14 protein-coding genes and 1 tRNA gene are annotated in these 13,530 nt (G+C 65.5%); 9 read left to right on the top strand and 6 right to left on the bottom strand.

Annotated features, from left to right (window positions below; translation table 11 throughout):
- Positions 1-1,170: an MBL fold metallo-hydrolase gene (locus LQ954_RS00550; protein ID WP_231021400.1), complete on the bottom strand. Its 1,170-nt coding sequence runs from the start codon at positions 1,168-1,170 to the stop codon at positions 1-3.
- Positions 1,171-1,227: 57 nt separating this feature from the next.
- Entirely contained in the window at positions 1,228-1,677 is a 450-nt protein-coding gene (locus LQ954_RS00545) for a DUF2721 domain-containing protein (RefSeq protein ID WP_227771203.1), read from the bottom strand.
- A 78-nt stretch (positions 1,678-1,755) separates the two neighbouring features.
- On the opposite strand from LQ954_RS00545, the gene LQ954_RS00540 reads away from it, so the two are divergent.
- Complete coding sequence (locus LQ954_RS00540) at positions 1,756-2,835, top strand: GNAT family N-acetyltransferase (protein WP_231021398.1); 1,080 nt, start codon at positions 1,756-1,758, stop codon at positions 2,833-2,835.
- On the opposite strand, the gene LQ954_RS00535 is transcribed toward LQ954_RS00540, so the two are convergent.
- Entirely contained in the window at positions 2,810-3,472 is a 663-nt protein-coding gene (locus LQ954_RS00535) for a TetR/AcrR family transcriptional regulator (RefSeq protein WP_227771201.1), read from the bottom strand. The genes LQ954_RS00540 and LQ954_RS00535 overlap by 26 nt on opposite strands.
- Before the next feature lie 114 nt (positions 3,473-3,586).
- On the opposite strand from LQ954_RS00535, the gene LQ954_RS00530 reads away from it, so the two are divergent.
- Complete coding sequence (locus LQ954_RS00530) at positions 3,587-4,654, top strand: phosphotransferase family protein (RefSeq protein WP_231021397.1); 1,068 nt, start codon at positions 3,587-3,589, stop codon at positions 4,652-4,654.
- Positions 4,655-4,690: 36 nt separating this feature from the next.
- On the opposite strand, the gene LQ954_RS00525 is transcribed toward LQ954_RS00530, so the two are convergent.
- The gene (locus LQ954_RS00525; RefSeq protein ID WP_231021396.1) at positions 4,691-5,854 is read right to left on the bottom strand and encodes a serine hydrolase domain-containing protein; all 1,164 of its coding nucleotides are present in this window, start codon (positions 5,852-5,854) and stop codon (positions 4,691-4,693) included.
- 145 nt (positions 5,855-5,999) lie between these two features.
- Here LQ954_RS00525 and LQ954_RS00520 point away from each other — a divergent pair, with 145 nt between their 5' ends.
- The 6 genes from LQ954_RS00520 (at position 6,000) to nusG (ending at position 10,952) form a co-directional block, all read left to right on the top strand.
- Positions 6,000-6,911 carry a glutathione S-transferase family protein gene (locus tag LQ954_RS00520; RefSeq protein WP_227771198.1) on the top strand — a complete coding sequence of 304 codons (912 nt, stop codon included), beginning with the start codon at positions 6,000-6,002 and terminating at the stop codon, positions 6,909-6,911.
- 123 nt (positions 6,912-7,034) lie between these two features.
- Positions 7,035-9,356 (top strand): putative bifunctional diguanylate cyclase/phosphodiesterase, encoded by a 2,322-nt coding sequence (locus tag LQ954_RS00515; protein WP_231021395.1) that lies wholly within the window; start codon positions 7,035-7,037, stop codon positions 9,354-9,356.
- A 37-nt stretch (positions 9,357-9,393) separates the two neighbouring features.
- A tRNA-Trp gene (locus LQ954_RS00510) sits at positions 9,394-9,470 on the top strand.
- Between the two features lie 76 nt (positions 9,471-9,546).
- The gene (locus tag LQ954_RS00505) at positions 9,547-10,029 is read left to right on the top strand and encodes a hypothetical protein (RefSeq protein ID WP_231021394.1); all 483 of its coding nucleotides are present in this window, start codon (positions 9,547-9,549) and stop codon (positions 10,027-10,029) included.
- 168 nt (positions 10,030-10,197) lie between these two features.
- Entirely contained in the window at positions 10,198-10,395 is a 198-nt protein-coding gene (gene secE, locus LQ954_RS00500) for a preprotein translocase subunit SecE (protein ID WP_088333318.1), read from the top strand.
- A gap of 20 nt (positions 10,396-10,415) precedes the next feature.
- The gene (gene nusG, locus LQ954_RS00495; protein ID WP_227771195.1) at positions 10,416-10,952 is read left to right on the top strand and encodes a transcription termination/antitermination protein NusG; all 537 of its coding nucleotides are present in this window, start codon (positions 10,416-10,418) and stop codon (positions 10,950-10,952) included.
- 60 nt (positions 10,953-11,012) lie between these two features.
- Here the strand turns inward: nusG and LQ954_RS00490 are convergent, their stop codons facing one another.
- On the bottom strand, positions 11,013-11,756 hold the full coding sequence (locus LQ954_RS00490; RefSeq protein ID WP_231021393.1) for a CPBP family intramembrane glutamic endopeptidase: 744 nt from the start codon (positions 11,754-11,756) through the stop codon (positions 11,013-11,015).
- A 13-nt stretch (positions 11,757-11,769) separates the two neighbouring features.
- On the bottom strand, positions 11,770-12,741 hold the full coding sequence (gene glpX, locus LQ954_RS00485) for a class II fructose-bisphosphatase (RefSeq protein WP_227771193.1): 972 nt from the start codon (positions 12,739-12,741) through the stop codon (positions 11,770-11,772).
- A 105-nt stretch (positions 12,742-12,846) separates the two neighbouring features.
- Between glpX and LQ954_RS00480 the strand changes: the two genes are divergently transcribed.
- Positions 12,847-13,368: a hypothetical protein gene (locus LQ954_RS00480; RefSeq protein ID WP_231021392.1), complete on the top strand. Its 522-nt coding sequence runs from the start codon at positions 12,847-12,849 to the stop codon at positions 13,366-13,368.
- Positions 13,369-13,530 lie beyond the last annotated feature (162 nt).

Below are 13,530 nucleotides of genomic sequence, written 5' to 3'. Positions count from 1 at the left end.
TCAGCGAAGCGCCGTCACCTCCGGCGTGCGCAGGCAGCCTGCAATCCTGCCTTCATCGCCCCGGGGAGCTTCCGACGTTGCGAGCGGCACCTCCACCGGCGCCCCTGGGCCTGCCGGCGCGAACTGCGCGGGATCATAGCCTGCACAGCGCATGATCGATGACAGCATTCGGGGCGGGGTGTCTCGTCCCTCATAGCTGAGGCGGAAGGTGCCCCAATGGATCGGGATCGCCCGCGACGGTGCCATGCGGTGAAAGACGCGAACCGCGTCAGGGGGGCCGATATGGCTTCCCGTTCCCATCTGCCCCGGCGTGAAGCGAAACGCGCCAACGGGGATCAGCGCCAGACGGACCGGCCCATGCGACGCCGCTTCGCGCGGCCACTTGCCGTCGCCTAATCCCGTATCGCCAGCGAAGAAAAGGTTGCCGCCTGGCAAACGGATCGTGAAGGCAGACCAAAGCGCGCGATTGCGATCAGTGAACCACCGGCTTCCCCAATGATGATTGCGGGAAACGATTACGTCCACATCTGATCGGACAGCAATCCGCTGTCCCCAGTCCAGCGCGGTTGCGGGCACGCCAGCTTGGCCGATCACGCTGTCGTTCCCCAGACTGGTGACGATCAACGGGCGGTCACGCGCCCACAGCCTCTTCAGGCTCGCCTTGTCGAGGTGATCATAGTGATTGTGGCTGACGAGGACGAGATCGATCTTGGGCAAGTCTTCGAAGCGCACGCCCGGTGCCATCGCCCGCTTTGGACCAAAGCCAAGCGGACCCGCACGATCGGACCAGACGGGATCCGTCAGGATGTTCAATCCCCGCGTTTGAACCAGCACCGTGGCGTGCCCGATCCAGGTCGCAACCATGCGGTCCCCGTCGACCCGGCGGGCCGGCACCGTTGACCTCACCGCCACCTTTTCAGGCCAGGGCGGACGACCGTCGCCTCCGCTCAGATAGCGCCAGAAGAAGCCCGATCGACTGCCGCCGGTGGGCACGCGAAGGGTGTCTTCCTCCCCGTCGGGATTGAAGAAGCGTTCGCCATCGAAGTGCGCGCTCGTCGGCCCCCGATAATAAATGCGGTCCAGAAAGCGGGGGACGATCGCGATCGCGAGACCCGCCGCAACCAACAGAAACAACACCGCCGACGTGGCAACCCTCAGAAACCGCGCCAACCCATCTCCCCCGCCATCTCTCTCGCCATATCGGCAGCAAACGCACGGCCGCGATTTTCAGCCCAGCAGTTCGTCCCGGACGTGATTGGCCTCCATGGATTTGCTCACCTCGATCATGAAACAGGCAAGGCTGGCGATCAGCAGCAGCATCGCCAGGATGAATGCGATGGCCACGAGCTGCCCGATATGCAGACTGGCCAGCACGGCGACGAACAAGGTTGCGACGACGGCGCAGGTCATAACGGCAGAACTCACGGCCAGGAACAGCGCCCGATTGATGATCGTCATGCGACGATCGAGGAGTCGCAGCTCCCACAGGTGCCGATCGTGGTCACTGCTTGAAGCGCGGGGCAGCATAGCTTCCAGGGTGCGCGCGCGATCGATGACGCGGGACAACCTTCCGGCAAGCACGTTCAGCAGCGCGCCAATGCCGGCAAGCATGAAAACGGGGCTGAGCGATAGCTGGATCGTCTGCGCGATCGTCAGCACCTCTGGCGAATAAGGCATTTCAAGGGTTGTGGCGCGCCGGCGACGAGCCAGCAAGTTGCAACATGCTGGTAACGGGATTTGGATTAAGGGCCGCTCATGTCGAAGCACTTGTCACCACGCGCGCTACATAGCCTCGGCAACGGCGCCCGTGCGCAGGTGGTGGACGGGATTCCAGCCGTTATCGATGAGATTGCGGAGGCAGCTGCGGCGAGCCACGCTTTTCTGCGTCGCGCCTGGTTTGAGGCCGCGTTGCAGTTTTACGGCGGGCGGGCACGAACGCTGATCGTGACCGAGTGCGACCGCCCTGTGCTCGCCTTGCCGATGCGCTCCATCGGCCTCGCAAGGGGGGGGCTAGCGACGGTTCCTGGATGTTTTTGGCCGTTCCGCAGCTTTCCAACGGCCATTTCTGCGGGGGAGCCGGCCATCAACGCCGCGATTGCCGCGCTGGCCCAGAATGTCCGCGCGCTGCGCATTGGCCCGGTCTACGACGGCGATGTCTCGGCCGCACCGTTGATCGACGCGGCGCGCGCACGCGGCTGGGCCGTGCTGAGCCGAACGGTCGCGACCAGCTTCCTGCTGGACATGGCGGCAGCGCGTGCGGCCGGCACCTGGCCGCGCAACTCGACGCTGCGCAAGAACCGCTTCCACGAAAAACATCTGGCGGAGCACGGCGCCCTCGGATGGTCGTTCCTGTCCGGCGCGGACTGGCCCGCCGCCTTCGACGATCTTGCAACGGTGGAATGGGCGAGTTGGATCGCGAGCCGCACGGACGGGCGGGATGCGAAGTTCACCCGCGCAGGCCACGGCGCCTTCTGGAGAGCAGCCGCCGTCGATCCGGTCTTGGCGCGCATGTTCCGCGCAGCGATGCTGACGGTGGACGGAAGACCGGCGGCCTTTTCCTTCGACATCGATGCGGGCGACCTGAAATATGCGATCGCCAACAGCTACGACCCCGCCTTCGCGAAGCATTCGCCGGGCAAGTTGCTTTATTACCGCAACCTGACCGCTGCGATCGAGCGAGGCATCACTCGGGTCGACTGGGGCGCCGGCGACAGCGGCTACAAGCGTACCATCGGGGCGGAGGCCGGTCCGGCGATCCGGGACTGGCTGTTGCTGCGACCCGGCTTGCCGGCGACGCTGGCGTCAGTGATCAGTCTGGCGTGGCGGGACCGGTAAGGATCGCCTCCACCGCATCGATCATGCCGTCCAGCGCGACCGGCTCACCCCAATAAGGGTGATCCGCGCCGGCGCCTGCGTCCCGAGCCGCCTCTCGTCCGGCAAGAAGCGTGCGCAGGGACAGGCCGGCGAACAGCAGCCGTTGGTTGACCAATGCGTGCGGGAGATGATCGAGCAACCGGTGGAAGTGCGTGAGGCAGCGCACGTAACCTTCGGAATGCTCGCCGCCCGCCCATTCGTCGAACATCTGGCGCCGTTCGGTCTGCATGCTGGTCATGAAGCGGAAATAGGTTTCGCCCTCCCCAGTCTCGCCCTTCAGTTCGGCATTGGGCACCACCAGCGCACGAACGACATCGCGAAGGCTGAGGTCCCCCCGCGCTTCCGCCTCGTCCAACATGCGCATACGCGAATCGTCGATAAGGTCCGCGCCCTCGACCACCAGCTCGCGCAGCAGGTCGTCCTTGCTGCCGAAATAATAGTGGACGGCGGCGGCGTTGCGCTGCCCGGCAGCTTCCACGATCTCGCGCATGCCGACGGCAGCAATGCCCCGCTCGGCAAAAAGCCGGCGCGCAGCGCGCTTTAGCTCGTTTCGGGTGGTGCCACCACGGCCGGCGGATTGGGGACGCACAAGGTTCATGCGGCCGGAGCATCGGCGAAGCCGCCGTGCGGTTCAAGTCACCCGGCTTACATTGACGCTTGTCGCGGGCACCCTATGGTAAAGCGAACGACTTACAAAAGCGGGAGAGGGATCGTGGCGACGCTGGCGCACGACCGCGAGGCTTGGGCGGAACTGATCGACCTTGAAGCGCTCGCGCGCTGGATGGACGGCAAGGGCCTGGGCGATGGGCCGATCGACCGTGCCGAGACATTGGGCGGCGGCACGCAGAACATCCTGCTGCGATTCGACCGCGCCGGTCGCACCTATGTGCTGCGGCGGCCACCTCGCCGGCCCCGCCCCGAGAGCGACGAGGTGATGCGTCGCGAGATGAAGGTGCTGTCAGCAATTGCGGGATCGGACGTGCCCCACCCCGGCTTCATCGCTGGCGAGGGCGATCCAGCCATACTCGGCACGGCATTCTACCTGATGGAGCCGATCGACGGCTTCAATGCCACCGTCGGCCTGCCGCCGCTCCATGCCGGCAGCGCGGACGTCCGTCGGCAGATGGGCGAGGCAATCGTCGATGGCGCGGTGGCGTTGTCGCGTATCGACCCGCATGAGGCAGGCCTCGACGACCTCGGCAAGCTCGACGGTTGGCTCGAACGGCAAGTGCCGCGCTGGCGCGCGCAGCTGGACAGCTATGCCAAGTTCGAGGGCTGGACGGGATATGACGCGCTGCCGGACGTGGATGCGATCTGCAGTTGGCTGGAGGCAAATCGCCCAACCACGATGAAACCCGGCCTGATCCACGGCGACTACCACCTGTCCAACGTCATGTACCGGCCGGACTCGCCGGCGCTGGCGGCCATTGTGGACTGGGAACTGGCGAGCCGCGGCGATCCGTTGCTCGACCTAGGTTGGCTCACCGCGACGTGGCGCGATCCGGACGAAGCGCATCAGCGGGTTTCGGTGACACCATGGGACGGCTTTCCCACGCTGTCGGACATTGTCGATCGATACCTCGCCGCGACGGGGCGCACCGCCGCGGAAGCGCGGTGGTACACGGTGCTCGCCCCGTTCAAACTTGGCGCGATCCTCGAGGGGAGCCATGCGCGGGCGTGCGCCGGGTTGACCCCCAAGCCGATCGGCGACCAGTTGCATGCGCATACAATTTCGCTGTTCGAACGTGCACTGCGGCGGATCGACAAGCCATTGATGTGAAGTGACGTGGGGCGGATGCCGGCCGCGTGCGCCGCCTTATCGCGCCAATGCTTCCTCCGTCCGGCTCAGCGCGGAATGCGCGCCCGGTTCGTCCGTCACATCGGTGGCGAAATAGGCGACACCGGTGCCACCGGCCCGATCGACCCACAGGCCGGACCGCAGGCCATAGGCCGAGCCGGCGTGGCCGAGCCGGGACACCTTGTCACCCACGGGATCATCCTGGCACCCGGGCCGTGGGGTCGCCGTGAAGCTGACGGCAAGGCCATAGCGGCAGTTGAAGCCACCGGCCTGAACGCCGCTTTCCGCTTCCTCGTTCTGAACACCGTTGTTGCCGTTGAAGGTCCACTCCGGCTGGGACAATGCAGCCATGGAAGCGGGCGACAGCAGGCGCACACCGTCGACGGCGCCATCGCCGAGCAGAAGGCGGCCAATCTTTGCCAGCCCACGCATCGAGATCCGCAGCCCGCCCTGGGGCGAAAACTGGCCGCCATTGGTGCCTGCGCGCCAGAGCGAAAGGTCGCATGATCCGGCGCGTGCGGGCGTCACAGGACAGCCGGCAATGAAGGCCGGTTCGTCGCGCACAGGCTTGCCGCCCTCGTAGAGGACAACCGCGCGCAACTTTGCTGCCGGGCTGCAGGTCGCCCAATTGAAACACGCATCCAGCCCGAGCGGCCGCAGAACCAGTCGCTGCATCAGCCGATCGAACCGCTCGCCCGTCGCGCTCTCCATGACGGCGGCAACCACCGGGAAGTTCAGATTGGTGTAACGAAAGAAGCTGCTCGGCGAATGCTGCTGATCCCACACGTTCGGATCAGCCATCTTGTCCTGCAATCGATCATCAAGCGTGAGCAAATAGCCGCTGGCGTCGGTCAAGCTCGACTGGTGCGACAGCAGCAGCCGGAGCGTGATCGGCGTTTCGGGATAGGCGGGGTTGCGCAAGCGCCATCCGAGTTGCGCGGATACATCGGCATCCAAATCGAGCACCCCCTGCTCCACCAGCCGAAGCACGCCGATCGCGGTCACTAGCTTCGAAATGGAGGCGATGCGGACCGGGTCATCGGCCGTTACCGCACGGCCCGTGTTCGTGTCAGCAAGCCCGGTCGTTGCGACGGCGGTTTCGCCCTTTCGATCAAAGGCGACGCGAACAGTGGCAACGGGCGTGGCGGCGGCGGCGGCGGCGGCAATGGCAAGCAGGATCAAGCGGCGTTCCCCCCGGGCGAACACTTGCAAGCCAAGCAAGCAAAGGCAATCGCCAGGCCTCAAAGAAAACGGTCGACTTAAATTCCCGTCGCGTTACGCCATGCCGATGCTGCCGCGCGAGCAGCGACCGGGAGGGGAACGGCACATGACTATCCTTCTGCACCAATATGACAGCTCACCGTTTTCGGAGAAGGTGCGCATCTGCCTGGGGATCAAGCAGCTTTCCTGGGCCGCGGTGGATCAGCCGGTGATCATGCCCAAGCCCGATCTGCTCGCGCTCACCGGCGCCTATCGCCGTATTCCGGTGATGCAGATCGGCGCCGACATTTACTGCGACAGCGTCCTGATCGTTCGCGAACTGGAGCGCCGGTTTCCAGAGCGAACACTCTTTCCGGCGCGAACGCCAGGTATCGACCAGGCGCTAGCGCAATGGACGGATCGATCCTTTTTCCAGGCCGCAGTGGCGGTGATTTTCGGCGGGCTGGGCGATGCGGTGGATCCGGCGTTCAAGCAGGATCGTGAACAATTGAGCGGACAGCCGTTCGATCCCGCCGCGATGCGGGCAGCAGTGCCGCACATGGCGGGACAGCTGCGGGCTCATGCCGCGCTGATCAGCGAACAATTAACGGATGGCCGCCCGTTCCTGTCAGGGGATCAGCCCGGCCTGATCGACGCCACCTGCTATTACAACCTCTGGTTCGTCCGCTCCTTCCACGCGCCGGGCGCGGCCGCGTTCGAGGATCTGCCGGGGCTGGGCGCCTGGTATGATCGGGTGCGGGCCATCGGGCACGGCAGCCGCAGTTCGGCCAGCCGGGAGGACGCCATTGCCGCCGCCCGCGACGCGACACCCGACGCTGCGTCGGTAATGCCGGAGGATTCGGCACTCGCGGGCCAGGACGTCGCCGTTGCGGCCACCGATTACGGGCGCGACCCCATCCGGGGTAGGCTTGTCGGATCGTCGCTGCACCATTGGTCCGTTGCACGCGAGGACCCGCGCGCCGGATCGGTCGTGGTCCATGTCCCACGATTGACCTTCTCGATCTCCGCGGCACACTGAACTAACCTGCATTCGGACGGCGACGACAGTAAATGGCTCCATTTTGGCTGGCGAGCGCAACGATCGGTAAACACTAGATCCCTAACACGTGCGATTGTGAGCTCACGGCCAACCCAACGCCCCGTGCCAGTTTCGCTTCGGCAACTGCTTGGCATCAGCGAGGGCGACGATCCGGTTTTCTGGAGTCGCCTTCGGGCGACCCAGTTGTTCGCCGGCCGACGGTTGGCGCTTCTGCTGCTCGCGGCGAACCTGATCGGCGGCGCGGCGGTGGTAAGGCTGTTCGACGATGCCTTGCCGATGTGGTGGCTGGCGGCGTGGTTCGCCGCGCTGGTGGCGGTTGCTGGCGCAGTGACGATCCGGCGATTGCGCACGCGCCATCTCGACGAAGGCTATGCCACGATTCAGGAGTTGCGGGACACAGCCCTGGAAGGGCTGGCGCTTGCGGCCATGTGGAGCTTTCCGCCCCTGGTGTTCGCTGCCAAGGCACCCGCCGCCACCTTCAACCTGTGGATGATCCTTTGCGTGCTGATGGCGGCCGCGGCCTTTGCGCTCGCGCCGTTGATCCTTGCGGCGCTGGCATTCATCGGCGGCGTGGCGGCGACCGCCGCGCTGTTGCTCCTTCTCCAGCATCAATTCTTTTCCGCCGCCGCGACCATCCTGCTGGGTGCATTGCTCACCGCCACGTGCCTTGGGCGCGCGCGCTTTTTGCTGATGCTTCGCGGCTTCGAGATGACCCTGTCGGACAGCGACGAAACGGTCAGCCTGTTGCTGGGAGAGTTCGAGGACAGCGGCGCCGACTGGCTGTGGGAAACCGATTCGCAGCGGCGCTTGTGCAAGGTTACGCCGCGTCTTGCCCATGCGCTGGGCAGCACGCCCGAACAACTCGAGGGCATGCCGGTGCTGCAGGCGCTGGCGGGGGCGAGCTGGGAAACCGGCGACTTTGCGCCCGCGCTTCGCCTGCTTGCCGACAAGCTGAAGCGGCGGGAGGCATTTCGCGATCTTTCCCTGCCAGTGACGGTGAACGGCGAGCAGCGCTGGTGGGAAATCACCGCCAACCCGCGCCTCGACGAACGTGGCCAGTATGTCGGTTTTCGCGGCGTCGGTTCGGACGTGACCGAACAGCGCGCCTCGGCGGACAAGATCAACCGGATGGCACGCTTCGACGCGCTGACCGGATTGCCCAATCGCCTGTTCGTGAACGAAGCACTTGCCCGCGCGCTGACGGAGGCAGAGCGCTGGGGCAGCCGCGCCGCTTTCATGATGATCGACCTCGATCGCTTCAAGGCCGTCAACGATACGCTCGGCCACCCGATCGGCGATCGCCTGCTCGGCCGGGTGTCGGAACGCCTGGCGGAGTTGATCACCGAGAATGAATTGATCGGGCGCCTTGGCGGTGACGAATTCGCCGTGGTCATGAACGACGCGACGGACGCGAGCCGAGTCGAGAAACTGGCGCAGCGGATCATCGAAACGCTCTCGCGCCCGTATGAAGTGGACCAGCACACGCTCTACATCGGCGCGTCGGTCGGCGTGGCCACCTCGCCACGCGACGGGCGCACCGCCGAAACGCTGATCCGGTCGGCCGACCTTGCGCTCTATCGTTCCAAGGACGCTGGCGGGGGCGTCTTCCACGCTTATGAGCCGCAGCTTCACGTCGATGCCGAGGAACGGCGCGTGCTCGAGATGGCGCTTCGGAAGGCGCTGGATAAGGGCGAGCTTCACCTCGATTATCAGCCAGTGGTGGATGCCGCGAGCGAGCGGCTGGTTGGCTTCGAGGCGTTGCTCCGCTGGTCCAGCCCGGAATTCGGGCCGATCTCCCCGTCGAAGTTCATTCCCATCGCAGAGGACACGCGGCTGATCGGTCCGATCGGCGAGTGGGTGGTGCGCGCCGCTTGCGAGGAGGCCGCCAACTGGCCGGATGACGTGAGAGTCGCCGTCAACGTATCGCCGGAGCAGCTGCACAATCCCAATTTCGTCGCGGTGGTCGCCCAATCGCTGACGGCGAGCCGTCTTTCCCCGCACCGGCTGGAGCTGGAAGTCACTGAAAGCGTCTTCATGCGCGAGGCAACCGCCGCCGTGCAGGCGCTGGAGCGGCTGCTGGAACTGGGCGTACGGCTCAGCCTCGACGATTTCGGCACCGGCTATTCGTCGCTCGGCTATCTCTCCCGAACCCGTTTCTCTACCATCAAGATCGACCGCAGCTTCGTGACCGGCGCGTCGCGCGGGGTGCCGGAAGCGCTGGCGATCATTCGCGCCGTGGTCGCGCTGGCGAACAGCCTCGGCATGGCCACCACCGCCGAAGGGGTGGAGACGGTCGATGAGCTGACGCTGATTCGCGCGCTCGGCTGTTCAAAGATCCAGGGCTATCATTTCGGACGCCCCCTGCCCGTCGCGGAGGCACGCGCCATCGCGCTTCGCAACAGATCTGCCACTCGCGCCGCTTGAACAGCGCGCCATGCGCCGCTAAGGGCGGTGCTGCTGCAGGGGTGTAGCTCAGCTGGTTAGAGCGTCGGTCTCCAAAACCGAAGGCCCTCGGTTCGAATCCGAGCTCCCCTGCCAGCCTTTTTGCGGTTCGGCCGTCCGGCCCGGAATGACCGCAGGTCAGTGTTCACCTTCTCGCCTGGCCGGAAGATCGATGAAGATACTCAATCTGATTGTCGGATCCGCCCTTGTCCTGACGGCGTGCGATTCGGCGCAGAACGCCGTTCCGGTCGCCGCCACCGAAGATCAGGCCAGCCCCGATGCCGGGCTTTGCGCCGGGCTCACCTCCGCCAGCGAAAGCGGAAACAGTTCGCTGCGTGCAGCCTTTGTCTCCACCCCGGAAGGGCGCGATTACGGCGGCGGAGTGATCCGCGAGTTGGTAGATGCCGGCGGCTACCGCTTCACCGGCGCCGAAATGGTGGAAAACACCTGCTACGCCTATGCCGAGGCGCGTGGCGAACAATGGGGCAAGCCGTTCAACCTCGCGTGGCGATGCCCCGTGAAGATGCTGAGCGACAATCCCACGGAAGCCGGCAAGACCGTGCTGCAGGTGGTTGAGGATCGCGAGTGCGACTTCAATGTCCAGCGTGGCGCCCCCAAGGTGCGGGACGTCGTTGTCGAAATGATCCACCAATAAGCGAGAGTGCAGGCGCGAAAGCCGCTCCTCCCCTTGCTCTTGCACCTGTGCAGCGCTATCTCGCCCGTCGCATCCGACAGCGCGGACGGCCACTCATCGTTTCCTCACGAGGGAAGCGGTAGAGAGGTTATGCCCCGCTTCGGCTTGAACGAATAAAAGGCAAGGCACGTGGCGAAGACGTCCCCGATCGAATTCATCAACCAGGTTCGCGCCGAGACCAAGAAGGTCGTGTGGCCGAGCCGGCGCGAAACGATCATGACCGGCGTCATGGTGATGATCATGACGACGATCCTGGCGCTCTTCTTCCTCGGCGTGGATACGGCGTTCAATGCGATCGTCAACGCGCTGCTGAGCCTGGCCAAGTAACAGGAAGGACGCGTCCCCACATGGCACGCTGGTACATCATCCACGCTTATTCCGGCTTCGAGGGCAAGGTTCGCGACGCGATCATGGCCGAAGCCAGCCGCATGGGCCTGGAACAGCTCGTGGAGCGCATCGAGGTGCCCACCGAGACGGTGCAGGAAGCCCGCCGAGGCAAGAAGGTGCAGGTCGAGCGGAAGTTCATGCCCGGTTATGTGCTGGCCAAGCTGGACATGACCGACCAAGTCTATCACCTCGTCAAGAACACGCCCAAGGTGACTGGCTTCCTCGGCTCCTCCGGAAAGCCGCAGGCGATCAGCGAGGCGGAAGCGTCGCGCATGCTGAACAGCAAGGAAGAAGCCGCAGCCGCGCCCAAGGCGAAGGTCAAGGTCGATTTCGAGATCGGCGATGCCGTCAAGGTTCTGGAAGGCCCGTTCGCAAGCTTCAACGGCACCGTCGAGGAACTGGATTTCGACAAGTCGAAGGTGAAGGTTTCGGTGTCCATCTTCGGTCGTGCGACGCCGGTCGAGCTCGACTTCGAACAGGTCGAGCGCAGCAAGTAAGACTGAAACGGGGAGCGCAAGTCGCTCCCCTTTCTTTTTCGCCCTATCCTGTCCGCAGGCTCATTGTGCCGGGCGCGGACGAGCCAGCTTTTCCAGCCATGGGCGCAAGACCAGCGCATTGGCGTCCACCAGCGTGTGCAGCAGGATAACCAGCCACAGCAGGCCGGTAGCCAAATACAACCAAGCCAGCACCGCCCCGACGATCGCCACCGCCGCCATGCCGAGCGCGCCCTGGTAGCGATGCGCCAGCGCGAACGTCGCCCAGCCGACCGCGCAGCCGGCAACCCCGCTGCCCGAGACGATCGCGACGAGCAGCGGGATCAGCAGCCGGAAGAACAATTCCTCCCCGACGCCCGCCGCCGTGGCGAGCAGAACTGCCGCCCCGGCCTCGCGCCGGTTCGTAGCGACGGCGGGGGAGCGATACATCAATCCGAGGCGCAGCCAGCCGCGCCGTGCCATGACGATGACGGCAATGGCGCCCAGCACGAAGCCGCCACCGATCGACCATGCGATCTCGGCCACTGCATCGATGCGAAGTGGCGCAACGCCAAGATGCGTCGCCGCGGCGCGAAGCTCGACGGGAAGCACCGTCAGCGCATCAAACCGGCCCAACAGTGCCAGCGCCGCCAGTGTCGTGGCACCGTACATGAGGGCGATACCCAGCGCCCAACCCAGGGTCGCGCGCGGCCGCGAGGCAGAACTGCCGCGGAACGCCCAGGCAATGCGCGCGGCAGCGCTCCGCTTCGTCGACCAGCCGTGGGCAAGCAGGCCGAGCGCGGCAAGGAGCAGCGCTGCGGCCAGCATCAATTACCCCGGATCAGCGGTCGAGCCGGTGCTCGCCCTTCACCCAGCGAACGGTGCCCGACGAGGCGCGCATGACGACGCTTTCGGTCGTCATGGTCTTGCCGCGGCGCTTCACGCCTTCCAGCAACGATCCGTCGGTGACGCCGGTGGCGGCAAAGATGCAATCGCCCTTCGCCAGATCTTTCAGATCATATTGCTTGTCCAGATCGGTGATGCCCCACTTGCGGGCGCGGGCGCGCTCGTCCTCGTTGCGGAACAACAGCCGGCCCTTGAACTGACCACCGACGCAGCGCAGCGCGGCACAGGCCAGCACGCCTTCCGGCGCGCCGCCCGATCCCATGTACACGTCGATGGTGGTGTCCGGATCGGTCGTGGCGATCACGCCGGCCACGTCGCCGTCGCCGATCAGCACCACGCCGCAGCCGATCGAACGCAGCTCCGCGATCAGCTTCTCGTGCCGCGGACGATCGAGCACGCAAGCGATGATCTCGTTCGGGCGAACGCCCTTAGCGGCGGCAATCGCCTCGATATTCTGGGTCGGTGTGCGATCGAGATCGATCACTCCTTCCGGAAGACCCGGACCGACCGCCAGCTTGTCCATGTACACGTCGGGCGCGTTGAGAAGGCAGCCTTCCTCTCCGATTGCCAGCACGGCGAGGCTGTTCGGACCGGCCTTTGCGCAGATCGTGGTGCCTTCCAGCGGATCGAGCGCGATGTCGATCTTCGGCCCGGTGCCCTGAGCCGCGCCGACCTTTTCGCCGATGAACAGCATCGGCGCCTCGTCGCGCTCGCCTTCGCCGATCACGACGGTGCCATCGATGTCGAGCGTGTTCAGCGCCTCGCGCATGGCCTCAACAGCCGCCGCATCCGCCGCCTTCTCGTCGCCGCGCCCGATCAGGGTGGAAGCACCGATCGCTGCCGCCTCCGTCACGCGCACCATCTCGAGCACCAGGACGCGATCGAGCACCTTGCTGGCTGTCGGCATTAAATCCCCCAAAAATCCTTTGTTTCACCGGAGCGATAGGCGGCTCGCGTGGCGGTGTCGAGACGGCGCTTGCCGGGGTGCGGCAAGCGCGCGACAAGTAGGTGCATGCCGAAGCTGAAGGTTTATCGAACGCCTGCCGGGTTCCACGACGCCTATGTCGCAGCGCCCAGCCAGAAGGCAGCGCTGGCAGCGTGGGGCAGCGATGCGAACCTGTTTGCACGCGGCATGGCGGAGGTGGTCACCGATCCCGATTTGACGCGCGAGCCCCTGGCTCATCCTGGCGAGGTAATCCGTGTGGCACGCACCATGGCCGATGCTCCGGATCCACCCGCGCCCAAGCCAGCGCCCCGTGGCGCGAGACCAGACGCGGCGGCTCGCAAGCCCCCACCCAAGCCAAAGGCGAAACCTAGCCGGGCGGCCCTCGACAAGGCAGAGGCCGCCATCGAAGCGGCAGAAGCGCGCTATGCCGAGGAGCGCGCGCAATTGAAACTCGAGGAGGAAGCGCTCGCCGCGCGGCGCCGCGCGCTGGACAAAGCGCAAGCGGCGGAACGCACGAAGCTGGATCGGGCGCGCATCCAAGCGCGTGATGCCTATGACGCGGCACTCGACGATTGGCGGCGCGACTGAACTGTTCGGAAACGAACATTGACCGTGCGGAACCGGACAGCGGCGTGAGCGGCCACGCTCGACGCCACGGCGGGTGATGCGCTGGGCGGTTCTCACCTCTCGCCACCACCGCGGCAATAACTCCTCCGGGCGGCTTCTTCCTCTTGGCCTGATGCTTGCGTA

The organism is Sphingomonas sp. IC-11, from assembly GCF_021043365.1.
GTDB lineage: Bacteria > Pseudomonadota > Alphaproteobacteria > Sphingomonadales > Sphingomonadaceae > Sphingomonas.
This window is presented reverse-complemented; position numbering and strand designations above follow the sequence as displayed.